This window comes from Pseudoalteromonas sp. OF7H-1 (assembly GCF_022347825.1).
Lineage (GTDB): Bacteria > Pseudomonadota > Gammaproteobacteria > Enterobacterales > Alteromonadaceae > Pseudoalteromonas > Pseudoalteromonas maricaloris.
On the sequence record NZ_JAKRFX010000003.1, the window covers coordinates 100504 to 125116 of the forward strand.

The following is a 24613-nucleotide window of genomic DNA, read 5'->3' on the forward strand; positions in this document are numbered from 1 at the left end:
TTTAAAGCCAACCCAATTAAGCGGTCGTAGTCATGCATTAAGCTAAGAGCTAGCTCTCCAACCTGGCTCTTAATATTTATAAACAAGCTTAAAATTACTTCTAAGGGTGATAGCGTTACCACGGCTAAAATTACGACTACGCCGCACGCCAATCCGAATGTATCGCGGAAATTTTCTACCGGTATCTCTGCCAATAAGTAAAGAACATAAATGGACTGCGGCCAAAACCAGTTTTGGCCTTTACCTCAGGCAAGTGCAAAATCCGCTGCTGACGCGCTGGATATACTGAGTTTGTGGGTGATTGTGTGGTTGAGTTCATCGTTTCTATTTTTTCAAAATAAGCCTCACTGATCTGTTAAGTTCAGTTAGGAGTTTGCCAGTACTAAACGGACGCAGTAGGCAGATAAATGCCCAGATCGTGCAGCTTTCTGAGGGTGCAGGTAGCGAGCTGCCCCAGAATTTACATAAAGCCCCTGGTGATAAATACCCTGTGGGCAGGGCTAGTATATTGCTAAGTAGCGTGAATTAAGGCGTTGCCTATACTGCCCCAAAAGCCCAAGGGATAAGAGGTGTGTGACAACACATGGAGTGTGAGGCAAAGATTAAAAATGAAACTATAACTTCTCTATATGCTAAAAAATGAAAATATAGTTTCACTGACTCATTAAACGTTAAACGCTGATTGTTTCATGGCTTGCTCCGCTCGGCTGATCCCTAGCCGCTTAGCAACGGTGTGCCATTGCTTAACCGCCATTAATACTTCATCGTAAATTTGTGTGGCTTGGGTTTGCGAAAGTCGGAAGAAGTCTTTTACGTCAAAGGCTAATTGGTAGTCTAAAGTGTTGTCTGCATCGGTAATATTTAGATGCAGGCCATGCTTACCCACTATCGGGTTTAAATCATAAGCTGGTGATAACTTCCAGCCATTTTTTGTTAATAAAAACCCATGGTTACGCAGGTGATCATCCGTGTTAGACACCGCAATATTAAACACGATTCGACGCCATAACTGAGCTAAATCGGCTGTTGTTTGTGCACCACAATTGGAAATAAATTCAGCAATCTCTAGGTAGCTGGCACCTTGAGATTGTTCACCATCATAGTATTGAAGCTGTGTCATGGCCGATGAAAAATGCAGCCGCCTTTCACCGTCGCGGTCAAACCGTTTGGTTAAAAAGGTATGGTGCTGTGACGAAAATTGCCTGATCTCACTTGGATACATGTCAATACCTGCCGCCAGAGCCAATTCATAACAGACCATCTCCCACGCGCCCACATCATGGGTATCATTTAAATTGGGAAACTTGGCAATCCACAAGTGGCCTTGTTCATCTGTGACACAAGCCTTGGGCCTTGCACCACCTAATGATGAGCCTGGAGAAATCAGCCTCTTCAACCAGCGGTAATACTCGTCACTGTCGATGTTATCGTCTTTTTCAATCTGCATTGCGGCGTGCTCTAGCTCTCGCAAAGAAGCCATTGGTGGCGCAGCAAACTCAGAGTTGTCGTCCAAAAAAGCATCTGAGCCTACTCGCTTAAATCGAATCCCGCCCATCCGATAAGAGTCATGTACGCCCAGTAGGTAATCCAATTCGTTTAATCGACTTGTTGCTCGAATGCCTTTGCGCGCCTCAATGGCCGCACGCCGCTGCATTAAAATACGCCCCCATCTATCAGGCGATGAATCAAGAAATGCGCGAAAGTTTTTATCGGCTTCATCGTTATAGAGTTCACCGGAGTGAAGCGTTAGGATTGGATCAATTTGCAAGCGATAGGCTGAGGTTAAAAATGCTTTATCGTAGGCAAAACTAAATACGCCCCCTCGGCTTGAATCGCTGTAAGCAAGCAGCCCAATTAGCAAAGGCGCTTCAATTGGCTGCCAGTCGGCATAGACTTCGACGATTTCACGGCTCATTTTGAACCTTCCAGCAATTTTATGTTTTGCAGCTTGATACCCACTTCATCATGAGCGGCCATTTCTGCAAAGTTGCTTTCCATGCCAAGAACGGCCATCACTTTTAAGTAAGTGCCTATGGCAACGCCCGGATCACCGGCGAAGACTTTATTCACGGTTTTATGATCAAAACCAGTACGTTCACACAGTAGCTTTTTTGTAAAACCACGTCGTTTCATCGCCAACAGCAAGTCTTCACCAAAATGCGTCAGGATTTTGCGCTGCTTTGGAAACAGTACATTGTGTAAGTCACGCTTAGCCATATCACAAACCAAAGGGACTATATTCCCATTATTCAATCGTTAATGGGAATATAGTCCAACTTTGAATCCCAAGCAACTCCAACAACTTACACATGGGACTATATTCCCACTTTACTCAATATAATTGGATTTATATCCTACTTTTAGGTTTAGTTTGCGCGTTGGCCAAGGCGATGATGTGAATCCCTGAATGCCAAAGGCCATCAAATTACACTTTTACGCGCATAAAAATGTAAAATATCACACTTTTCTGCGCGTAAAAGTGTAGACTGAGTTATACTACAGGCAGTTAACAGTCTTAATTGGCGGGAAATGACAATGCAGCGCAACTTACTCAACGCCCTAATAGCATGGAAAAGTCAATCTGTACGCAAGCCATTATTAATCGATGGCGCAAGACAAACAGGTAAAACCTATCTGCTGCAAGAGTTGTTTGGTAACACCTTTGCCAACATCCTTCGTATCGACTTTCTTGAAAATCCCGCCTACAAAGAAGCGTTCGATGGCTCACTCTCACCTGACGAGCTAATAATGAACATTGAACTTTTGACCAATCAGGTGTTCAACCCAGAAACCGATCTGCTGATATTAGATGAAATTGGCGAATGTGAGCGTGCCGTTACCTCACTTAAGTACTTTGCCGAGAAAGCCCCCTCCTATTTTGTCGCTGCCAGCGGTTCAAATATTGGTTTGCTCAACACCTTCCCTGTGGGCAAGGTAGAACAATACAATTTACGACCACTGACCTTCCAAGAATTTATTTACGCATCCAACGAGCAAGCACTGATCAAAGCATTTGATAGTCAAGCAAGCACACCGGCGGTGCACACTAAATTGATGGATAAACTAACCGACTATTTTTTTACCGGTGGTATGCCGGAAGCCGTTTCTGCTTGGTATCAGTTTAAGGATTCAAGCATTCTAGAGCGTGTTGAAAAAGTCACAAAAATTCATGCCGATTTAGTTGAAGGTTATCGCCGCGATTTCGGTAAGTACGCGGGCAAGGTCGATGCCACACTGATTGAATCGGTGTTTAATAGCATTCCAGCCCAGCTATCACTTGTCAGCGATGAGTCAGTTAAACGCTTTAAATTTAAGCATGTGCATGAGCGTAAATCTCGTTATAGCGATTTTGAAACCGCGATCCATTGGCTTAACTGCTGCCGCTTAGCTTTGCCAAACTACCCTATTGAAGGATTACCGAAAACTCCGTTGGCGGCCTATAAAAAAGACAATATGGTTAAACTATTTCTGTTTGATGTGGGCCTACTCAATCATATGCTGGGCAGCAGTTATAAAGAGATTAAGCAACAAAACTATGAATACAAAGGCTATGTGGCTGAAAACTTTGTGCTACAAGAGCTCACAGCTATTGGCGTTGACCCAAGCTATTCATGGAATGACGCCCGCGCCGAAATCGAATTTATTTTGGCGACCGATGAAGGCGATATCATCCCTGTGGAAGTCAAAAGTGGTAAACGTACAAGAGCAAAATCGTTGGCATCCTACGTTGAAAAATGTACTCCAAATAAAACCTTTAAGTTAACGGGTACACAAGGCTCTTCAGCGTTAGAACAAACCAATATCGTGATGCCTTTGTATTTCACGCAGTATTTACCAGAGAGATGGTAAAGGCGCGTTGCCTAGCCCCGAAGGTCTACACAAAGTTACCTTAGGGATAACAATTTGTAGACCTGATGCTTACCATTCGACACTCAGTCTTATCTCTTTTGGATACCATAGCATCCATATTGAGCTTATTTCTATTAAAATGGACACCATAATGTCCATTTCAGGCTAAGTGAGCTTTCTGCTGACTCATTACTATCGTGTAAAACCAGTGAAAAAATGGCAAAGCTATGTCGACGGAAATCATGCTCGATAAAGCCCTTCAAAGCTTCTATTTTTAAGTCCTAACAGCAGCATAAAAACGGCACTGTTTTTCCATTGCTAACCACTAAGATTTAGTAAAAGCCATAGGCAAGTGGTGGGCAGTTTGGTGGGCAAACAGGCATTTTTGAACGGTTTCTTTTCGGTAAACTTTTGAATTTTTAAATGTTTAGATTGCCACTTAAAGAGCAAATTCAAAAAAATATATTGAATAAAGCTCACTAGCTTCAACAAAATTGCCACCTGAGGGTGGCACTTGTCTTTTACTCTTCTTTATTTTCGAGTGCTTCTTCTCGGCGCAGATAAGCGCCGGCTTCATCACTACTTGCGCGCAGTTGATGGTTTTTATCCACCGCTCTCGTTTGCTGATTGAGTTGGTATACTTGTGAGGCGTTACCTAAATCACGTTCGCTGGTAATCGCGGCGATGGATTCTCGGTCTTTTAAGAAGCTAATCACATCTTTACGGATGTCGCTTAGCTGTGCATCGTCTTTATGCATTTCTAATATATGCCTTGGGTGCTCTAGGTTTTTCATGCCCGTGGCAGCGAAGGTCGTTGATACAATTCTCGACACCACTACCCAAGGGGTAATACTGCTGCGTACTAGCGTATTTTCAGAGCGTGTGGAATCGTGAATACCAGTACCTGTTGATATTTTTGACTCAGTAAATGTCCCTTCACACTTAAAATAAACCAGCAGAGATTCAAACTGCATCTCGGCATAGAATACGTGTGCAGCATTGTTTAGCATTGACGCAAACGATTTAATCAATAAGCCACTTAGCAGTAAATGTACGGCTACCATCACAACAGCGCTGAATGACGCAATGTTCTCTTCGCTGAAAGCACTAGAAAAATTACTGATATTGGCGCTCGTTATATAGTGGTAAATATCTACTATGGCATAAGCAAAAAAGACGCTTAATCCAAGGGTCACTAGCAGCAGTAAGTTACCACCTAGCAAAGATAAAAACCTAAAGCGTTCGAATGATTTACCTAAATCTAGGGGTAGGACTTTAGGTTGTACTTCTTGGATCATTTCACCTTTAAAGCCACCTTTACCATCAACTTGTTCTTGCAAGCTGGGATCTAGCTCACGATAAACCCGGTTTGGTACTTCTTTATAGCGGCGATTAGCCATCACCAAGTTGTCGAGGTTAATAAATATCTCGTTTGGATGTACTGATTCTTGCCAGTTTTCTCTTAACTCAGACACTTCAACCACTGGGTTTACTTTGTCTAACCGCGCTTTAAGCATAACAGCAATAATCGCGCTACAGCCAAGTGCAAGCACGATAACGCCCGTGAGATAAGCCCAAGTATGAAGACTAGGCAAAGGCGCAAAAAAGAGCTCAATATCGGCTTTACTTAACTTTCCTTCATCCATGATGTAAGACAAAGTTAAACCAATCAGGATTGGTAACACAAAAGAGAGCGAAATCACTTTAGTGAGGGTCGCACTCCCCAAAGATTCAATGGCATGTTCCGCTTTGCGTGAAATCGGTTTAGCCGCGCTATACCAACATGACAAAATATATATCATCAGTAAGGTGCTATAGATTGGGAAAGTCAGCTCCCCAGCATCACCGGCAAAGCCAGAAAGCGATACAAACGCCACCACACCATAAAGCACAAGTGCAGTTAATGTACTCACCCATGCACCAAATAAGCGTTGGCTCATATTTCTGATAGGATAAGGAAGAAAGAGTAATTTAGGTGCAATGCTGTGAAGTAAACGCGATAAGAACCCTTTCGGCTCTACAAACGTGCTGTTTTTTCGGCCAATCAACATTTCTTCAAGCGTTTTAGCACGGTAAGCCACATCAGCCTTTTCTTGCTGGGCGGTTGAAGTTTCTGACTTACTGAAGTTATAAGCTAAAGAGGTGGGATGGTTACGACCCACAAAAAAACGCAGCGTTGCATATATTCCTTTTGCAAGAGAGGTGATCCCAAGACCTAAAATCAACATGCCAAATAGCATGATGATCCAACCCATACCCGCATCGCTCTTAACGGAGCTGGCGGCAATCACCAGTAATGCAATTCCAGCAATAGTTTGTATTGCACCACGAATAGCAGTGATTTTACCTTCCGTTTTAAATGGGTTTTTAAGCCCTAAATCAATAGAGCCATAATCAAAAGCCACTAGCAGCCTCCTTGTATAAACAGTCCAATGTCGGTGGCTAGGAGGTCGTCTAGTTTACGCAGCGTCCAGCCACACCTTTCAATTTCTGCAATACTCTGCACAATAACTTGTTAAGTTGCAACGAGTTTCGTTTGAATTCAAAGAAGTTCCCACTTACTGTTATCAAATCGCCTAACTTCGTTACAATTAGGCGAAATAGACAGAAGATAAAGCCACTCGTTTTCTACCAATTGTTTTACAACTGGATGTGCTGCCATGATTTGCTCTAGTGCTTCGGTTGGTGCTTGTACAATGACGCTTAAACGTTGTGGGGTATGCATCCATTTTTCACCGTTGTGAACGGATTGCATTGGCAGACCAATTCGCAAATCTCCGCCATTACCTTCAAACACTCCAATCCTTCCCCCTACTACATTATGCAGCACCTTGTTACCACTGCCGTATTTGTGGGTATCGGTTACCGAAGCGTTATATTGCATATTGATCCAGTTAGTGACGAGCATAGGAGCGGTTAAAATAGCAGTTAACTGACTAAAGTCTTGGTCTTGCTCGGCACTGTATTCATGCAAAAAGACTCGGCCTTGCAAGTCAACTCCCTGCGTAACTTGTCTCGGTGCGACCACAAATGCTGCATTGTTGGCAAGGCCCCATTCTGGCCTAACTTGAGACCAATCTTTAGTACGGGCTATAAATCGCTGCTCTAATTGCTGTTCGGATAACTCTTTACCAGTTATCGCAAGTGTATGGGCACGCTCTACTCGAGCCAGATGCGCTGCCTGCTTTAACCAGCGGGTTATCTCTGTATCTATTTCGCCATAGGGGGTAATTGTTTCAGTGGTGGTATTATGTAGCGCTGCAACAAAACGTGTTTGCGGCGGAATAGCGATGCCAAGCGCGATTAATTCTGCGCGTACCGCTTGGTCGTTAAGAAGTTGCGCGAGTACTTTAACATTCACTTCTCCCGACTGCCCGCCACATGCACCACATTGTAGCCCGGCTTCATGTAAATTATTGGTGGTATGCGCTCCGTGGCCAACCAGTAGGACCGTATCAGCAAATTCGGTCAGTCCCATCCCTTTTACTATGCCAGCTGCGAGTTTAGCTTGCTCCAAAACAGTAACTTCATGTTCGCCTTGCTTTAACTGCCACTTCCTTAAATCAATATGGCTATCGACGGGGTGCTGAGTTTTTTGCAATGAAAACACTTTGCTAAATAGCTGATAAAAGTAGCTCATCCCCATCGACTCCACCATTGAAAATGAAGCCGCAGCAGAGTGAGACCAGCTATGCCAACGGCCAGCTTGCTGGCGTTTTGTGGCAAGGTGCTGGGGTGCGGGCGTTTGTATTGCGGTGATTGGCGCTTTTAGTAATCCGGGTAACTGTGGCCGACTAAAACGGCAGTTAGTCGCATGATAATCAATCGGTAGGCCAAAGAAACCAGCATAGCCTATGGTTTGAATGCCTGCGCTTTGAGCTTCTATCGCACGGCGGATCACCTCTGAGCGCACATCAATACAAAAAGCAGCTTGTAAGGTCGGTGTAGCTTGCTCACGAGCACCCTCAGATTTTACCTGCTGAGTTTTTAGCTGCCCCACTAAAGTGGCTTGATAACTGCACTCGAGTGCCCGCTGAAATACCAGGCGCGGCAACAAAGCTTTTTTATGCTCAAGCACGATCTCAGCAAGTTGCAGCTTTTGCTTGTTCCAATGGTGTTGAATACGGGTAAAGGTCGTTGGATGGCGCTCACTCACGTAACGCCAAATCACCAGCTCCCACGCCATTCGAATGGCCAATAGCGCACGCATATCGGAAGCCGGATGCTGGGCAAGATCTGCTTGCCAGCGTTCATAAGCCGCCCAAGATGCCCAGCCATTAATGTCTAGCAGTAGCATGTGCGAATAATCACTCAGCTCATTGAACCCAATCCCTAAGGTGTCGACAGCGAGTGCAATTAAAGACTCAGGAGACGTTGGCAAAGCCTTAAAGTAATCCACTAAACCCGACTCCCCCATAACGATGCTTATTCCCAAATCTCGTGATACGGTTTCATGCCAGTGACGATACAAGCAGAGTCTCTCTTCACCTTGGGTTTGTTTGAGAATAGGCTGCACCTGCTGATAATGCGCGGCGCAAAATTGGCTAATTTGGTGGCTGATCTCCTCTTGCCATGGCATCTTATGCTCAGAGCGATAACGGTCAAGCAAGTCCGCTAATGTATGCCAGTGTGGCAACTCGCCGCAGTGACTTTTTTTGAGCCAATTAAGTAACGCATTGGTGCTGCGATCCACCGCGTAATGTGCCGCAGATTGCTGCAATGCTTGCTCTGAAATCGCCTCTAGCTGCCATTGTTCAAGATAAAATGCCACGGGCATCAGCATTCTAACCTGTGCCAACGCACTCATTTTATTGACCACCGCATCAAAAGGCAGATCTCGCATTCCCCAAAATGGATTCACTGCGATCAATTGATCGAGTGGCCAAGTTGGCGCAATACGTGTTTCAGCGCTCAGGAGTTGTTGCTGTTGCGGCTTAGATAGCTGAGTCTGTTTGTTGTCTTGTGTCTCTATCATTACTTCTGCTCCTCGTGCCCCGCAGCATAGCGATGAATGGCTAGGTGTTTCTGCTTTTTAATACTTGGCAAATGGACGGGCCAAAGTAATATGGTTAATCGCGTCATCCACTCGTCTAAATACAGCCCGGCATACAACACCCGAGAGAGTTTTTGCACTGTTATCAGATGTGCGCGGTAATAGAGCAGATAATTTACTACAATGAGTACCACTACTAGGCTGAGTAACCAAATATCAGCACCATCGAGTGCTTGCGCTCTAAGATCATTTGGTAGCGCGACCACCAAGTGCAATAGCCACTTTTGCGCACTATAGGCTGCCAACAACACAACGGCTGCGGTGATAATTCTAAAATAGCTGCTAGGGGCTTGCGCCTCAAAACGCAGCGCTAACCACACCGTTAATGCGCCAACCATTAATCCCCAAATACTGATAGGACCTTGATATTCAATGACAACTGCAGCTGCTGTCGTGAGGCCAGTTGCCACGACAAGTGCAATAAGCCATTGCCATAAGGGCGGTTCAAGCTGGTCGCTCAAGCGACGAGTCAAATCTTCATGGATCCACTGGCTTGAGTTTAAAAATGCGTGGGCCTTGTAGGCTGAATGCGCTAATAAGTGCAGCAGCGCTAATTCATATAGTCCCAAAGCACACTCCACTAGCATCAGTCCCATTTGTGCACAGGTTGACCAAGCCAAGCGCACTTTTAAACTGATCCGCGTTGTCATGATAAGCGCGGCCAATAATGTCGTTATTCCTGCCACGATCAAGATCAGCCATTTCGCAGCTTCTACGCGTAAAATCAAAGGGCCAAACACCATCACCAAAAAACCACCCAGATTAATGATCCCTGCATGCAGCAGCGCACTTACCGGTGTGGGTGATTCAACCACTTGCATCAACCAGCCATGCACTGGCAGTTGCGCGCATTTTATCAGCGCCACAATTGCGAGTAAGCCAGCTGCTGATTGCTCTAGCGCAGTCAGTGTTGTTGAGTGAGTTAAGTAATAGTTTGTGATGTCATTAAGCTGGAGCATGCCAGTGCTGAGGTAGATACAAATAAAAGCTCCAAGCAATGCACTTTCTGCCAAGCGCGCCAAAATAAACTTTTTGTGTGCGGCCAATGCCGCTCTCGGGCGGTTAGGATAAAACAGCAGTAGACGATGCAAGCTCAAGCTAATGCCGACCCAAGCCAACCAAAATAGGACTAAGTGATTACTGAGCACCACGACAGTTACGCTCAGTAACGTGGTGAGTAGATAGCGAAAATAGCGGCCCCGGTGTTTTTCACCATGTAAATAGTGAATGGAGTAACGCAGTAAAATAAAGCTCATAAAGCCAATCAATGACACCACGCTAAGCCGTAAAAAGTTTATTTCAAACAGGCTACTGGCAATATCACCTTGCGTTGCCCAACTCCCCCAGCCAAAAGCGATACAAATTGCCACACCGATAGCAAAACCGTTCGCGATACGAAATAACCCAGCGTTACTACGAGACGCTTTGCTCATGAAAGACGCAGCAATCAAAAAGTGTAATAGCAACAACACCACTAAGATATTAATCATCACTTTCTATGCTTCTCACCTAAGTCTTGAATTAGGTCATTATTCCAACCTTTTTAATTTAATAAAAATAGATATAATTTAACCATTCGTTCTGTTTTACTTATATATAGATGAGCCGACTTAATTATCACCACCTTTACTACTTTTGGCAGGTTGCCAAGCTCGGAAACCTGACTCAGGCCGCTAAAGAATTACATGTTTCGCAATCTGCGCTCTCGGCGCAAATCAAACAGTTGGAACATAATGTCGGAGTATCGCTATTTGAGCGCGTAGGCCGCAGCCTAATGCTTACCGATCAGGGTAAAAAGGTGCTGAGCTATGCCGATGATATTTTTACCACGGGGCAAGAGCTCGAAGCTTTGCTAAGCAAAGGCGTACAGTCAACCACCCACGTGACGATTGGGGTGTTGACCACTCTGTCACGTAACTTTGTAGAAGCTTTTATTAGTCCTTTGATGCGACGCAACGATGTGCAATTTAAGTTAAAGTCAGGCAGTATTTCTGAGCTACTCAACGGCTTAACCAATTATGAACTGGACTTAGTGCTTACCAACCGAACAATAAACCTAGATACTTCAGATCCCTATTGGCAGTGCCAACTGGTTGCCAAGCAACCGCTGGCGATCATTGGTCCGCCTGCGCTCAAGCCAAGCTCGCCATTTCCACAAGGCTTTGAAAAAACACGCTGGATCTTGCCACCTGCCAACTCAGATTTACGCACCGCATTTAATGCTCTGTGCGCTCAGTATCAGTATTTCCCCAACATTTTGGCAGAGGTCGACGATATGGCGATGATGCGACTACTGGCACGAGACAGTGGCGCGGTGGCTGTTTTACCAGCCGTAGTAGTAAAAGACGAAATAGCCCAAGGGGTGCTACAGCAATATCAGGAACTACCTAATATTTATGAGTATTTTTATGCGATTTCAACACAGAAAAAGGTTGTTCCTGAAGCGATTAAAATCCTGCTGCAAGAAGCGCATGATAAGCCCGCACATTTTTAAGCGCGGTGATTTTATTCATCTGAAAGTATTAGAAAATCACGATTTATTTCTGTTTTTTAACTTAACCCATATTAACGTAAGAAAATTGGCCTAAGCACTTGACCAATTGATGTTTCTTTAGCAAGCTGAAACTATAGGATAAAAATTCGACGAGGCAGTTATCGTGTTCAAGCTTGCGCACAATGGCAATATCTTAATGGATGTGAAGTCTGCTTCACCGCCGAGTGCTGCGTTTGTGATTGAAGCCCTTGAAAAGTCGCAATTTGCCGACTGCGAAATTGATCACGACTCGATTAATGCCTTTTTCCAAAGCGACTTCCCCGAGAGCCAAATTGTCGTAGCTAAACAACATGATGCCGAGTTTGAAGTCACCTTAAGTGACGATAAAATGCAGGCCTTTGGGCAACTTAAAACGGCTCGCGGTGGTAAAGCGATATCATTAGAAGAAGCGAAAAAAGCCATTGTTAAAGCAGGCGTCAGTCGCGGCTATAAGCAAGCTTACCTAGAAAATATCCTGCGCAAACAATTTGAACTTCCACCTGGTGAAGAAGCATCTGGGTTAATCGCCCAAGGCCGGCCACCACAAGACGGCCAGTCAGCAAAATTACTGCCGCATGTACAAACTTTAAAAGAGAGACTCAAGCAACCTAGAATGCGTGAAGACGGCACCGTTGACATGCGTGATTTTGGTAAGCTTGCAAGCGTTGCACCGGGTGATTTATTGGTGACTCAAAAACCCGCAACACCAGGTAAAGAAGGCTTTACGGTTAGCGGTGAAAGTATTGAAGCAAAGCCCGGCGAATCGTTCCAGCTTATGGCGGGTGAAGGCACCGAGATCAACCCCACCAACCCACTAGAGCTTATCGCAACTATCGCAGGTTGCCCCTCAGATATCGCCAACGGTATGCGCGTGGATGATGTATTTACGATTGCCGATGTCACAGTAAAAAGTGGTCATGTCGACTTTAATGGCAGCGTTATCGTTACCCATAATGTGGAGCCGGGTATGCACGTAACCGCACAAGGCGATATCACAGTGCTCGGCACGGTAGAATCTGGAGAACTTATCGCTGGTGGTCATATTGAAGTGCGAGGTGGCGTGATTGGCCATGTCGACCATCAAAATAATGAGCAAGGCTTAACTTGCAAACTTATCGCCAAAGGCAATGTTGAGATTGCCCATGGACAATATACTTACCTTGAAGGCGATAACATTATTATCAATAAGCAAAGTAACCACTGCGATATTAAAGCGCAAAAGCTGATACAAGTTGGCACTGGCGATCATCCAAATGGCAAGTTGATAGGTGGCTCAATTATCGATGCACAAATGGTAGTTGCGGGAGAGATTGGCAGTGAGTCTGGCGCTAAGATGATGATTTATCTGGCACGCAAAGGTCTTAAAATCACCCAAGAAACCGACACCCTGTTCAAAGAAGTCGCCGCCACCAATGATTCTTTAGATCAACTACAGCAAGCGATAGAAAAAGCAGAGTTAGTAAAAGACGCAGCCAAAAAGCAGCAACTCAAAACTAAAATTGGCGCAACACAGATGCACTACTGCCAGCAAGCCGAGCACCTTGAGCAAAAGCTCAGCCAGCTTGATCACGACTTACACGATTTGCTCGACAACACGAAGCTTGCAGCAAACAAAGCGCTTCATTCAGGGGTTGAAATCCATATCTTTGACCGCGTGTATAAAACAACCCGCAGTTATCCCCCTTGCTCAGCAACGCTACAAGAAAACCAAGTTAAGATAGACTTTAAAACCGCAGGCTCCTAGCCTGCACTTTGCTCTAGCGCTGACATTTAGAGCAATACACTGTACTGCGTTGCCCTAGACGTATCTCTTTTAGTGGCGTTTCGCAGCTTACGCAAGGTTCACCTTTGCGACCATACACCAGCAATTCTTGGGCAAAATAACCCGGTTTACCATCACTTTGAGCAAAGTCTTTAAGTGTCGTTCCCCCTTGTTTGATAGCTGCACTTAAGGTTTCCTTGATGATCGGTGTCAGTAATTGGTAGCGTTTAAGTGAAATTTTACCTGCTTCTTTTTTGGGATGGATCCCCGCTTTAAACAAAGATTCATTGGCATAAATATTACCCACACCAACCACCACATGATTATCCATAACAAATTGTTTAATTGGCTGCTTCTTGCCTCTGCTTTTTTCAAATAAGTACTCTGCAGTAAAAAGCTCGGTCAACGGCTCAGGACCCAGCTTTTCAAAAACGCTATGATCTTCGCCTGCACCTTGCCATAAAAAGGCACCAAAGCGACGTGGGTCGTTCAACCTGAGCGACTTACCTGAGGCCAGAATGATCTCCACATGATCATGCTTTTTTAGTGGCTCTTTGCTATCAACAACGCGTAAGTTTCCTGACATCCCCAAATGCAAAATCGCAGTGCCATGCTTGGATTCGATAAGCAAATATTTTGCCCGTCGCTTAACCGCAAGCACCTTCTCACCTTCAAGCAATTGTACTTCCTCTGGTACAGGCCATCTTAGCTTACCATTGTGTACTTTTACGCTTTGGATAATATGTTGCTCTAAATACGGTTGAATGCCTAAACGGCTCACTTCGACTTCTGGTAACTCAGGCATAATTCACTCTATTACTGTGTGGTTTGTGGTATTACAATTCTATCGGTAGAAATAATGCTTTGGCTTGCACGCTATCAAGCTCAAACCAACGCTGTTGTTGTTTATCAAATAATACAAAGCCATTATCGCTAGGATACAGTTGGTAGCTAAGCGGAAGCTCTTGGGTTGCCAGCCAAAACTGCGCAGCGCTCAACGCGGGCTCCAACTGCTTTGGCGCCTCAACAACCAATAGCTGTAAACTTTGCCACTTGGCAACAAGCGCACGTAAGGCATCTTCACTAAAGCTCTGGTTTGAGCCTTGCGGTAACTCTATACGCCAGCTCGTACCAATGCGTTCAATTTTATAGCCAGGAAATGCCACAGTTAAGACAAAGCTTTGCTCTGGCAGCACAGCTTGTATCTTTGCTTTGTCGTCACTGGGATTCAATTTATAGTGGAGGCCGTTGAGAAAAAAGATCATCAGTAACATGGAAAAGATCACCACATTATTCCAGCCCTTACGGCTCATTTGAATCATACCCATCTCCTAAGCGTTTGAGCGGTTAGTGTATAATACTAATTTACATTTATACATGCTCAATTAGCCCTTGCTCAACGAGGCTATTTCGCCTAGTTCAACAATCTGTCGTTACCGCCCCCTATCTACGCCAAATTGCGCATTTACACTATTTAAATGACAAGTTATTTTGCTAGAATGTGGGCAAAATTTTAAGGAGTTCCGTCAATGGCAATGTATGTAGTGGGTCATAAGATCCCTGATTCAGATTCAATCTGCGGTGCAATCGCACTTGCTTATTTAAAAAACCAAATTGGTGAAGAAGCAATCCCAACGCGCTTGGGTGAAGTCTCACCGGAGACTCAGTTTATTCTTGACCGTTTTGGTTTTGAAGCACCAGAGCTTAAGATGAGCTATGCTGGCGAAGATGTGTATATCGTTGACCACACTGAAAAAACGCAAGCACCAGACGACATCGATAAAGCAACTGTAGTTGGCGTAGTTGATCACCACAAACTAGGCGACCTTACAACTTCAACACCACTTGAGTGTTGGATCCGCCCTGTTGGCTGTAGTAACACGATCATTAAAATGATGTACGACTTCTACGATGTAGAAATCCCAGCAAACATTGCTGGTATCATGATGTGTGCAATCCTAAGCGACACAGTCATCTTCAAATCACCAACTTGTACCACTGCGGATATCAAATGTGTTGAAGCGCTTGCAAAAATCGCGGGTGTTGAAGATGCTAAAGAGCTTGGCATGGAAATGTTCAAGGTGAAATCAGCAGTTGAAGACACACCAATTCGTGACCTAGTCATGCGTGATTTCAAAGACTTTAACATGAATGGCAACCTTGTTGGTATTGGCCAGCTTGAAGTGGTTGATCTTGCTGTATTTGATAAGATCAAAGATGAGCTACATGCCGATATCGCAAAATTAAAAGAAGAAGGTAATCGCCACAGTGTGATGCTACTACTTACTGATATCATGAAAGAAGGCTCACAAATGCTGATCGCTTCTGATGATGAAGCGATCATCGCAAAAGCATACGACGTTGAGCCTGAAGCAAGCAAAGTATGGTTGGACGGCGTACTGAGCCGTAAAAAGCAAGTTGTACCACCATTGCAAGACGCATTCGCTGGTTAATACTGCTCGCCGAGACGAAAGTCTCGGCTGTTTTTATGCTGCACCTCACTCCGGGTATATTCGCCTCCTTTGTCAAAGACTTGAATGCTGCGTGCCATTCACATCACCTTATTCAAATTAATCTGCCCTTGAGCGACTGTATCGCGAAAATCGGTGACAAGACGCTATCTGGCCCAAGCGTAATTGCTAGTGGCGTAGAACATAGCTTAAAAATGACCTTAGGCTGGGTGATATTAGTCGAGCCAAAAAGCTTGTATGGCAAGCAGCTACAAGGCAACAGCTGCTCAGCAATCAAGATAAATACTGCACCAAATAGCAATGCCAAGCTTTCCGAGTTGATACACATAGTAGGACTTACCGAGCTATCGACAACAGATTTAGATCCACGAATTGACCGTGTATTGGCGCAATTAGATGCGTGTTTTAACGCACAAACTTGCCTTAAACCCAGTCACTTCAACGCAAATACAATTGCCGAGTCACTTTATCTCTCACCAAGTCGCTTTCTACATCTGTTTACAGAGCAAGTAGGGATAGCGTGGCGACCTTATGTGCTGTGGCGCAGGCTGATCTGCTCAGTTGTTGCCATACAACAAGGCAACAACCTTACACAAGCAGCCATGCTCGCGGGGTTTGCAGATAGCGCTCATTTAAGCCGTACATTTAAACGGCAGTTTGGCATTACACCGACTGAGGCATTAAAAACACAAAGCGATATAAACTAAGCCGTTTGTTTATTACCTCGCTTATAAGCTTCATCAATCAGCTTGACCATAGGTAGCGACGATATGGTTAATACGACGAGGAAAATAATCGAATGAACAATCATCTCATCGACCGTATAGCCAATACGAAACTGAATAAATGCCTGAAGCTGAATGTAAACATTGGCAGCAATAAATAGTGCTAATGACACGCTCCAAAACCACACATCTGTGATAGGACGCTTGCCATAAGCGACGCAAAAGGCACCAAATACATTTAAGAGATCTGCGACCAATAACACAATCCCAGTAAACACGCTCGATTCTATTGCTAAATGATCCGGCAGCGTAAATGCATCATAGATTGAGGCAATAAACGTCAGTAGTAAGAAATAAAATAAGACTTTCCACATCATGCAAGCGACCCTCCATAATCGTAAAACATGTCATCGTGGTCACTTGGTCGCTGCTTCAGTACTTTGTCAGTACATATCTTATCAACAATCTTTGTTGTTTTTCTCATAGGTTCCTTCCCTAAATACAAAATAAAAAAATCTATTTGTATACCCATTAACTAACCATGAACTTAGCCAGTTTATTCAAGCTTAGTTACCTAAGTTGCATCACACTACTACCAAAATAGGAGCATAACCATGAAGCAATTTTTAGTAACTACCCCTTTAGTTGATTATCAACATTCAGAGATCCAAGGCTTAATAGAAGCAAAAGGTTGGCGGCAACTTGACGCCATCGCGGCAGCGAAACAAATCTATAACTTCGTCAAAGACGACATCGAATTTGGTTATAGTAAGATAGATACACTAACTGCAAGCCAAGTGCTTAAGCAAGGCTATGGACAATGTAATACCAAAGGAACATTACTGGTCGCATTGCTAAGGGCTTGTGATATTCCCACCCGAGTTCATGGGTTTGAGATAGCCAACGATCTTAAACAAGGGTTAATTCCTACCCTACTGACGTGGTTTGCTCCAAAAAGTATTATCCATAGTTGGGTTGAAGTTTATCTAGAGGAGCGCTGGATAGAGCTTGAAGGTTACATAATAGATGACGGCTACCTAAAACAAGTTCAGCAACAGTTCTCGAAGGCAAAAAACTTTACTGGGTTTGGTATTTCCACTCCCTGTTTACAGCAACCCGATAATCGCTTTTCGTTAAATGGTGCGTATATTCAAAAGCAAAGTATCACACGCGATTTAGGGCTTTATACAAGTCCTGATGCGCTTTATCAGCAACACAAAAATCTAACCGGCATTAAGCAATGGCTCTATGCACACTGCTTTAGACATTGGATAAACCAAAGGGTAAGGCGCGTCAGAGCCGGACGCTTCAACTAACTTGAGCGTGCAATAGCAAATTGGCTGCGCCTGTGGTTGGTGTATTCAACGCCACCTCTATTGCGCGGGGATCACGCAGTTGCGGCCTGCAGCTTTGGCTTGATATACCGCGTGATCAACGGCTTTTAACGAATGACCAAAAGGTAAATTGGTATTGACTTCAGCGACCCCAAAGCTTGATGTAATGGTGATCTCCCCTGATGGCGTAGAGATAACCGATTGCTCTATTTCTTGTCGTAGGCGCTCGGCGATCACCATCGCTGAATTTACCGGCGTGTTAGGTAACAGCACAATAAACTCCTCACCCCCTAAACGACACATACAATCTTCTAACCTTAAGGTATTTACGCAGATTTCGGCAAAGCTTTTTAACACTAAATCACCGGTTTCATGGCCGTGATTATCGTTGATTTTTTTAAAGTGATCTATGTCTAGCATCATCATACTAAATGGATGATCAAAGCGTGCATGACGACTGATCTCACGTTTTGCGTTATCCATTAAAAAACGTCGATTACTCAACCCAGTGAGTGGATCTTTAAACGCCATGTCAGTGAGTTGCAGCTGTAACTGCCATAACTCTTTAACCAGTAATCGGCGACTGCAGCAGTCCGCAATCATCTCTGCAAACGCGATTTCATCTTTGTGCCACGTACGTACGCCATTATTCCCCTCACAGCACACCACTCCGTGAGGAATACCATTTTTAAAGATCACCGTATCTAACATGGTTACTATGTGGTTTGGAGTTAAATAACACTCTTGAAATTCAGAGGTTCTGGGATCGGCAGCAGCGTCGTTCGCATCTATCGATTGACCACTGTTGATTGCTGAAAAATAAGCGGGAAAGTTTTCATACGTTAAAGCAGGCAATTGCACAGGTAACTCATCATCCTGCCAATCTGTATTAGCAACATTGATAAGTTCAGAGGGTTTGTCAAGATCGTCAAACAACCAAACGGAAACCCGAGTGACGTCTAAGGTAAGCTTACCTTCATCTAGTAAATCAATCAGGAAGCTTTGAAATGTTCCCGATACATCAAGCTCCTGCGAACTGAGCCGCCTAAGCCTCTGAGTGACATTGCTAAAGTTCTTCAACATAATACGAAGATTTTATTCTTTTCTGCTAGCATAACGCGCCATAATTTTTAAGCATAGTCTTAAATACTAGAATTAACCTATGTTTAGGAATATTTTCACACGATTATGTAAGAAATAAGAATATAAGTAGAGCAATCCGTAAAGGAGGTAATGCTAAAAGGTAATAAACCTGAGATTATTTAAGTGGCACGAGGCCACTTTATTCGTTGATTATTTAATATATTTTGCGAGGTATTTTTTTAATACCGGATCTGACATTGCCAATTGTCGTTGCTCATCCATGATTTCTTTAAGCAAAGACTCCGATGTCAGAGGATTGGCCAAAACCACTCGGAATACCACCGTAGGTTGGCGGTCATATTGCTCTGGCGTTAAGCGTGTTCGAGAAACAAAAGAGCGACCTGCTTCACGCTGGCGCTTTTGCATGCTAGCAGTAAAACGGTTGAGTGCGGCATAAATCTCTATCTTTTCTTGTTCATCCGCTTGTGCGATTGCCGCTTTTATTTGTTCAGGCACATAGCGGTAAGTCAGCAAACATAGCTCAGGTTCAGAGATCAGCTCAAAATCAGGGGTTTGTTTAATTAGTTCAGCAAAATACCGTGCCTTTTCAATCCCTTTATCGATGAGCATCTCATAGCCTTGACGACCAATGACACGCAGACATGCGTGCACTAACATCGCCATACCAGGACGACTCCCCTCTAAAGTATGGCTACCCAGATCTTTTGAGCCTTTCCGTAAGATGTATTCGGCGTGATGTTCAATTGCATCAGATGCTGCAGGGTCTTTAAATAGCACCATACCCGCCCCCATCGGCACATACATTTGTTTGTGCGCATCTATGGTTATTGAATCTGCTCGCTCCACCCCTTTAAGAAGGTGGCGATTGTTATTCGATAGTAGTGTTGCTCCACCCCAAGCGGCGTCAACATGAAAGTGGCAATTGAGCTCTTCGGCTAAATCAGCCATCTCTTCTAACGGGTCAATATTACCCGTTTCGGTCGTCCCAGCAACACCAACCAAAGCCAGTACTTTAATCCCTTGCGCTTCAAGCTCATGAGCTTTAGCTCGCATGGCATCAACATCCACCTTATTGTTGCCAGCTGTTTTGATTGAAATGAAGTTATCACGGCCAATACCTAGCACATCTGCGGCCTTACCTAGTGAATAATGACCTCTTTCAGAAACCAATACCGCTAAGCCTCGGTAGCCATAATGTAGCATTGCAGCCACAATACCCGATGCGCCAATGCCTTTAAATTCACCATCTGCTTTTAATAAGCGGTTTCTTGCAATCCAAAGCGCGGTTATATTGGCAATTGTGCCACCAGAACAAAAAGCACCAAGTGACGTTTTTGCGCTGTGCATCCACTTATCGTAGAAAGCATCATCGCTGCCATAAACCAAGTGATGCATCATTCCCAACACTTGACGTTCAAGTGGAGTAAAGGCTTTTGACGTTTCAATTTTGACTAGGTTTTGATTGAGTCCCACCATCAGCTTCGACAGAGGCAACACGAAATGCGGTAAAGCTGAAGTCATATGCCCAATAAAGCTTGGGGCTGCGGTATGTACTGAGTGAGCAACTAATTGCTCCATGATATCTTGCGCATAGTCTGAGACAAACATCGGCACTTCGGGGATCACCGCCGACTGAAAGTCTTTTTCAACTTCGTGCAGTGGCTTTTCGATTGCCGCAATATTCTCATTTAAAAAGCCAGCCAAATTGCTCGAGATTTCTTGCTCGATTCTGCTTAAAGTTGAATCAGGCGCCTCTGGCACGGTAAATATACGCATTAAGCTTTCTTCAGACGCAACGGCGCAACGCTTTGGACCCATCAATACTACCTAAACATCAAACGGTGCAGTAGCCTATCTACCCATTTTAGAAATTGAGTAGATACAAATTGCACAAGAGATTGTGATACATGAAATGGCTAACTTTACTGTAAAGAAAGGGAATTGTCTTCTATTGTCTAGTTAAAATTCATGAAACATTGACAATTTTATGAAAACCCAACGAAAGTTCAGTGAAAAATCCCTCAGTATTCTGGCGTTTCTATTTTACATTCTCGTCAAAAATAAGGTATAAAATGGGGACATAAACCCAGCAAAACGGTATATTGCCGATTTGCCCGCAACAATGCATTTTATTGATCATTGGAGAAAAAGTTTTTTGCTTTATTTCTTCTCAAGACGTCAATTTATGTTGTATTGTTTATATTATGTAACAAAGCAGCCACCACGCTTACGCCAGTTAGGTATTTTATCGTTGTTAGATAACGATATTGTGGATAAAGGATTATCATGAATACTCGGAGTATCGCTCAACCGCTCAAAGCTAAATCTAGGCAGCCTACAGCAAAAGCAACTCAGTTTTTAGGGCTCACAGGTTACACTTCCCGACTCCCAGTTGCTTGGCTCGTTTTAGCCTCTTTTATCTTTTTAGCTGCCCTATCGATTTATGTTATCGCCAACTATTATGATACGCGCCGCGATATCATGGCAAGGATCGACGCCCAGCTAATCAATGCTGCCACCAGCGCCAACGTCATTGTAGGTAAAAAATATCACGAGTCACCAGAGCAAATAACCCCAGCCGAATTTAAGCAAAAAAGTCATGCCCTCACCGAGCTTGCCCGAGCTCTAAATGTTGAATACGTCTATACCATGGTGCTTAAACCACCTTACGTGCACTTTACCGCGTCCAGTTACACCCGGGAAGACCTTAAACTCAACAGACTTACACGTTACCAAGACGTTTATTCTGAGGCCTCGATTACCCTAAAAAGCGCCTTTCATTCTACCGAACCTGTATTTGAAATAGCCAAAGACAAATGGGGTCACTTTAAAAGTGTGTTTATTCCTTTTGTGCTACCCGATGGCACTACTTATATAGCAGGTGCTGACTTAACCATTCACGATTTAGAAAGCCGGTTACAAGAAAGTGTGATGGATGCCGCCATTGACGCTAGCTTCTTCTTTGTGATGTTTTTGGTCGTCGTGAGCTTGTACTTTATGTACTACAAGAAGACTTTAACAACAGATAGTCGCACCGGATTTGGCAACCGAATCGCCCTTGAGCAAGCACTTAAATATTCTAAATCGCAACACCTATGCTTAAGCGTAGTATGGGTTAAAGAGCTTGAGGATATCATTAGCTTCTATGGCACGGAAGTTGGCGATAACGTTATGGCAAAAGTCATGAGCTACTTTAGTGAGTTTACCCATCCATTTGAAGTTTATCGCCTTACTACCTCTAAAATTGCGCTAGTTACCAGTATCGAAAACGGTGAGCATTATTTGGCGAACTTAACAGAGTCATTCCCTTGTGCAAAACCCATATACGACGCGCCGCATTTATACGTTAATTTGTGTGCGGGTGTTGCTAAAGGCAATTGCGCGCTGTTACTTGAAAATGCCTTTCTCGCGCTACGTCAGGCTCAACAGCAAAATACCCAAGTGTGTTATTTTGATTCTCAGCTGCAACTGAATCCTCAACAACAATCAAAAAATCTCCACCTCACCCGTTTACTGCAAAGCGCGTGTGAATCAGACCGCATCATTCCTTTCTTTACGCCGCGTAAAGCTTGTCATGATCATGCTGACATTCAGTACCATTGCACGGCACGCGTCCTTAACGAGCGCGGCGCTATCATCGACGCCGAACATTTTTACCCAGTGATGAAGCAACCAAAACTCCGCGCCCAAATTAGTATGAAGCTACTTGAGTTATGCGTCACCCGTTTTCGTAAATCAAATCATGCTTGGAGCATGCAATTGAGCCACAGTGAAATCGCGGATGCGGAATATTTTGAATATATCAGCCAGATCCTACGCCGTTACCCGCAGCCACAGCTCATCACATTTGAGTTTAATGAAACGGATGTACTCAAAAACTTTAGTGATATGAGCTTAATGATGCAGTCATTAAAAGCAAAAGGTGCAAATGTTGCGGTAACGGGTGTGAATAGCGGCTTTCTTACCATCAACCGGATCTTAAAACTCCCACTGGATGCCATTTGTTTAGAAGCCAGTATTTGTGAAAACCTGGATGAAGATGAGATGCTGCTGAGCTCCATTGAATATCTTGCAAGTCATTGCAATGCCAAGCGGATCGACTTGATTGTACCCTGTGTTGCCACCAGCAAACAGGCAAAACAATTGGAAGCAGCAGGCGTTGCAAGATTAGAAGGTAGCTGGATAGGCAAAGCAAGCGGCCATCTTTAAGCCGCTTTTATCAATTTGAAGTGTAGATCTGTAATAGGTTAAATTAAAGCGTTACGACTAAGCGGGTACTAGATTGGCCACTTGCCCAATACTTACGTTCAAAGGGTGTAATAGCCTCATCACTTTCGTAGGCTTCCACTGCAACATCAACACCGCTAAGCGCCAAAGCTCTGGCAAACTCTTTTACATAAATATCCCAATTACTGCGCAGCTCCAACTTGCCGCCTAACTTGACGATAAAAGGGAACACCGCGCTACCATGCCAGCGTCTTTGAATATGTTTAGCTTTCGGCCACGGATTAGGATACAGCAAATAATGGTGAGTTGGCTGCCAATCTGCTTCCAGCGCTAATCGCCAAAAGTCATTGAGATCGGCTTGCACCAAAATATATTGGCCTTGTTCCGTTTGTTTATATTCAACATCGTGTTTATCTAGTCGATGCGCAGACTTGTCGATGCCAATTACCAACGCATCAGGGTGTCGCTTCGCCAAATTTGCAGTACTTTCACCAACACCACAACATGAATCCAAAATAATCGGTCCATTAAAGGCCTGTACTCGTGCATTAACCTCATCGAAAGCACTTTGTGTATGTGCCGCAATGGGTTTTTTAAACTCAGCGGTTAGATGCTTAGTAACGATTTCATCGAGCTTTTCGTGTAGCCCTTGTTGATTAGTGGTGATACTACGAGAGTTTGCTTCTGTCATAACCAGTCATTATTAAGGAGGAATGGTAAGGATTTTACCTGAAATAACGCAAGAGCGCTGCAATTGATGGCAGCGCTCATTCTTTATCCTGCGATTAGTGTCTTAGTCCAACACCGCGTTTAATTAAGTGCAGTGACAACCAAAATAGACCACATATAAATACACCTAATACCGTAAAGGCGACGCCAATATCAACGTCCGAAACACCTAAAAAGCCAAAACGGAAGGCATTTACCATATAAATGATTGGATTTACCTGCGACACACCTTGCCAAAACTCCGGTAGTAATGTGATTGAGTAAAATACACCGCCAAGATAAGTCAGGGGTGTCAGCACAAAGGTTGGGATTATACTAATATCGTCGAAACTGTTGGCAAACACCGCATTGATCAAACCGCCTAATGCAAACACGGCTGACGTTAAAATAACCGTAATAACAATAACCGCTAGGTTGTGAATTTGAATATCCACAAAAAACAGACTGACGATAGTAACAATAAGCCCAACGAGCATACCTCGCGCCATACCACCGCCCATATAGCCAAGTACAATAATATAGTTAGGCACAGGTGCAACGAGTAGCTCTTCAATGCTCTTTTGAAACTTGGTGGAATAAAAACTAGAAGCGACGTTAGAATAGGAGTTGGTGATCACCGACATCATGATTAAGCCAGGAACAATAAACTCCATGTAACTAAAGCCACCCATATCACCAATGCGCGAGCCGATTAAACTGCCAAATATCACAAAATAAAGTGTCATGGTGATCGCTGGCGGTACTAAGGTTTGCACCCAAATACGTAAAAACCGAATACACTCTTTTATCCAAATACTTTTTAACGCGACGCCATATTTCAACACGA

General features: G+C 44.0%; 19 protein-coding genes. 7 read left to right on the forward strand and 12 right to left on the reverse strand.

Annotated elements, in window-relative coordinates:
* Positions 1–664 precede the first annotated feature (664 nt).
* A complete protein-coding gene (locus MHN30_RS04740; protein WP_130164802.1) occupies positions 665–1915 on the reverse strand; it encodes a type II toxin-antitoxin system HipA family toxin in 1251 nt (416 codons plus the stop codon).
* Positions 1912–2217, reverse strand: a complete 306-nt coding sequence (locus MHN30_RS04745) for a helix-turn-helix domain-containing protein (RefSeq protein WP_036984862.1) — start codon at positions 2215–2217, stop codon at positions 1912–1914. The genes MHN30_RS04740 and MHN30_RS04745 overlap by 4 nt, the downstream gene beginning before the upstream one ends.
* Before the next feature lie 318 nt (positions 2218–2535).
* Between MHN30_RS04745 and MHN30_RS04750 the strand changes: the two genes are divergently transcribed.
* Positions 2536–3849, forward strand: a complete 1314-nt coding sequence (locus MHN30_RS04750) for an AAA family ATPase (RefSeq protein WP_239358689.1) — start codon at positions 2536–2538, stop codon at positions 3847–3849.
* A gap of 521 nt (positions 3850–4370) precedes the next feature.
* Here MHN30_RS04750 and MHN30_RS04755 read toward each other — a convergent pair.
* From MHN30_RS04755 to MHN30_RS04765, 3 genes are all read right to left on the reverse strand, one after another.
* The gene (locus MHN30_RS04755) at positions 4371–6254 is read right to left on the reverse strand and encodes a hypothetical protein (RefSeq protein WP_130164804.1); all 1884 of its coding nucleotides are present in this window, start codon (positions 6252–6254) and stop codon (positions 4371–4373) included.
* A gap of 137 nt (positions 6255–6391) precedes the next feature.
* Positions 6392–8824: a DUF2309 domain-containing protein gene (locus MHN30_RS04760; protein ID WP_239358691.1), complete on the reverse strand. Its 2433-nt coding sequence runs from the start codon at positions 8822–8824 to the stop codon at positions 6392–6394.
* Entirely contained in the window at positions 8824–10392 is a 1569-nt protein-coding gene (locus tag MHN30_RS04765; RefSeq protein ID WP_130164932.1) for an NADH-quinone oxidoreductase subunit L, read from the reverse strand. The genes MHN30_RS04760 and MHN30_RS04765 overlap by 1 nt, the downstream gene beginning before the upstream one ends.
* Before the next feature lie 110 nt (positions 10393–10502).
* On the opposite strand from MHN30_RS04765, the gene MHN30_RS04770 reads away from it, so the two are divergent.
* Together MHN30_RS04770 and MHN30_RS04775 are read left to right on the forward strand one after the other, a co-directional pair.
* Positions 10503–11396, forward strand: a complete 894-nt coding sequence (locus MHN30_RS04770; RefSeq protein ID WP_239358693.1) for a LysR family transcriptional regulator — start codon at positions 10503–10505, stop codon at positions 11394–11396.
* 163 nt (positions 11397–11559) lie between these two features.
* The gene (locus MHN30_RS04775; RefSeq protein ID WP_130164807.1) at positions 11560–13179 is read left to right on the forward strand and encodes a FapA family protein; all 1620 of its coding nucleotides are present in this window, start codon (positions 11560–11562) and stop codon (positions 13177–13179) included.
* A 13-nt stretch (positions 13180–13192) separates the two neighbouring features.
* Here MHN30_RS04775 and mutM read toward each other — a convergent pair whose 3' ends face one another.
* Entirely contained in the window at positions 13193–14002 is an 810-nt protein-coding gene (gene mutM, locus MHN30_RS04780) for a bifunctional DNA-formamidopyrimidine glycosylase/DNA-(apurinic or apyrimidinic site) lyase (protein WP_039494310.1), read from the reverse strand.
* A gap of 31 nt (positions 14003–14033) precedes the next feature.
* Positions 14034–14519, reverse strand: a complete 486-nt coding sequence (locus tag MHN30_RS04785) for a hypothetical protein (protein WP_010605723.1) — start codon at positions 14517–14519, stop codon at positions 14034–14036.
* A 207-nt stretch (positions 14520–14726) separates the two neighbouring features.
* Here MHN30_RS04785 and MHN30_RS04790 point away from each other — a divergent pair, with 207 nt between their 5' ends.
* Both MHN30_RS04790 and MHN30_RS04795 read left to right on the forward strand, forming a co-directional pair.
* Positions 14727–15650 carry a manganese-dependent inorganic pyrophosphatase gene (locus MHN30_RS04790; protein ID WP_130164809.1) on the forward strand — a complete coding sequence of 308 codons (924 nt, stop codon included), beginning with the start codon at positions 14727–14729 and terminating at the stop codon, positions 15648–15650.
* A gap of 35 nt (positions 15651–15685) precedes the next feature.
* Positions 15686–16375 (forward strand): AraC family transcriptional regulator, encoded by a 690-nt coding sequence (locus tag MHN30_RS04795; protein WP_239358703.1) that lies wholly within the window; start codon positions 15686–15688, stop codon positions 16373–16375.
* On the opposite strand, the gene MHN30_RS04800 is transcribed toward MHN30_RS04795, so the two are convergent.
* Positions 16372–16770 carry a hypothetical protein gene (locus MHN30_RS04800; RefSeq protein ID WP_130164811.1) on the reverse strand — a complete coding sequence of 133 codons (399 nt, stop codon included), beginning with the start codon at positions 16768–16770 and terminating at the stop codon, positions 16372–16374. The two genes, MHN30_RS04795 and MHN30_RS04800, sit on opposite strands and share 4 nt — an antisense overlap.
* 237 nt (positions 16771–17007) lie before the next feature.
* Here MHN30_RS04800 and MHN30_RS04805 point away from each other — a divergent pair, with 237 nt between their 5' ends.
* Positions 17008–17709, forward strand: coding sequence for a transglutaminase family protein (locus MHN30_RS04805; protein ID WP_239358705.1), 702 nt, complete (start codon positions 17008–17010; stop codon positions 17707–17709).
* Between the two features lie 57 nt (positions 17710–17766).
* On the opposite strand, the gene MHN30_RS04810 is transcribed toward MHN30_RS04805, so the two are convergent.
* Together MHN30_RS04810 and panP are read right to left on the reverse strand one after the other, a co-directional pair.
* A complete protein-coding gene (locus MHN30_RS04810) occupies positions 17767–18810 on the reverse strand; it encodes a sensor domain-containing diguanylate cyclase (protein WP_130164813.1) in 1044 nt (347 codons plus the stop codon).
* 210 nt (positions 18811–19020) lie between these two features.
* Positions 19021–20649 (reverse strand): pyridoxal-dependent aspartate 1-decarboxylase PanP, encoded by a 1629-nt coding sequence (gene panP / locus MHN30_RS04815; RefSeq protein ID WP_239358707.1) that lies wholly within the window; start codon positions 20647–20649, stop codon positions 19021–19023.
* 468 nt (positions 20650–21117) lie between these two features.
* On the opposite strand from panP, the gene MHN30_RS04820 reads away from it, so the two are divergent.
* Positions 21118–23040 carry an EAL domain-containing protein gene (locus tag MHN30_RS04820; protein ID WP_069020869.1) on the forward strand — a complete coding sequence of 641 codons (1923 nt, stop codon included), beginning with the start codon at positions 21118–21120 and terminating at the stop codon, positions 23038–23040.
* A gap of 43 nt (positions 23041–23083) precedes the next feature.
* On the opposite strand, the gene MHN30_RS04825 is transcribed toward MHN30_RS04820, so the two are convergent.
* Both MHN30_RS04825 and MHN30_RS04830 read right to left on the reverse strand, forming a co-directional pair.
* On the reverse strand, positions 23084–23749 hold the full coding sequence (locus MHN30_RS04825) for a methyltransferase domain-containing protein (RefSeq protein ID WP_130164815.1): 666 nt from the start codon (positions 23747–23749) through the stop codon (positions 23084–23086).
* A gap of 94 nt (positions 23750–23843) precedes the next feature.
* The gene (locus MHN30_RS04830) at positions 23844–24611 is read right to left on the reverse strand and encodes an ABC transporter permease (protein WP_010605731.1); all 768 of its coding nucleotides are present in this window, start codon (positions 24609–24611) and stop codon (positions 23844–23846) included.
* Positions 24612–24613 lie beyond the last annotated feature (2 nt).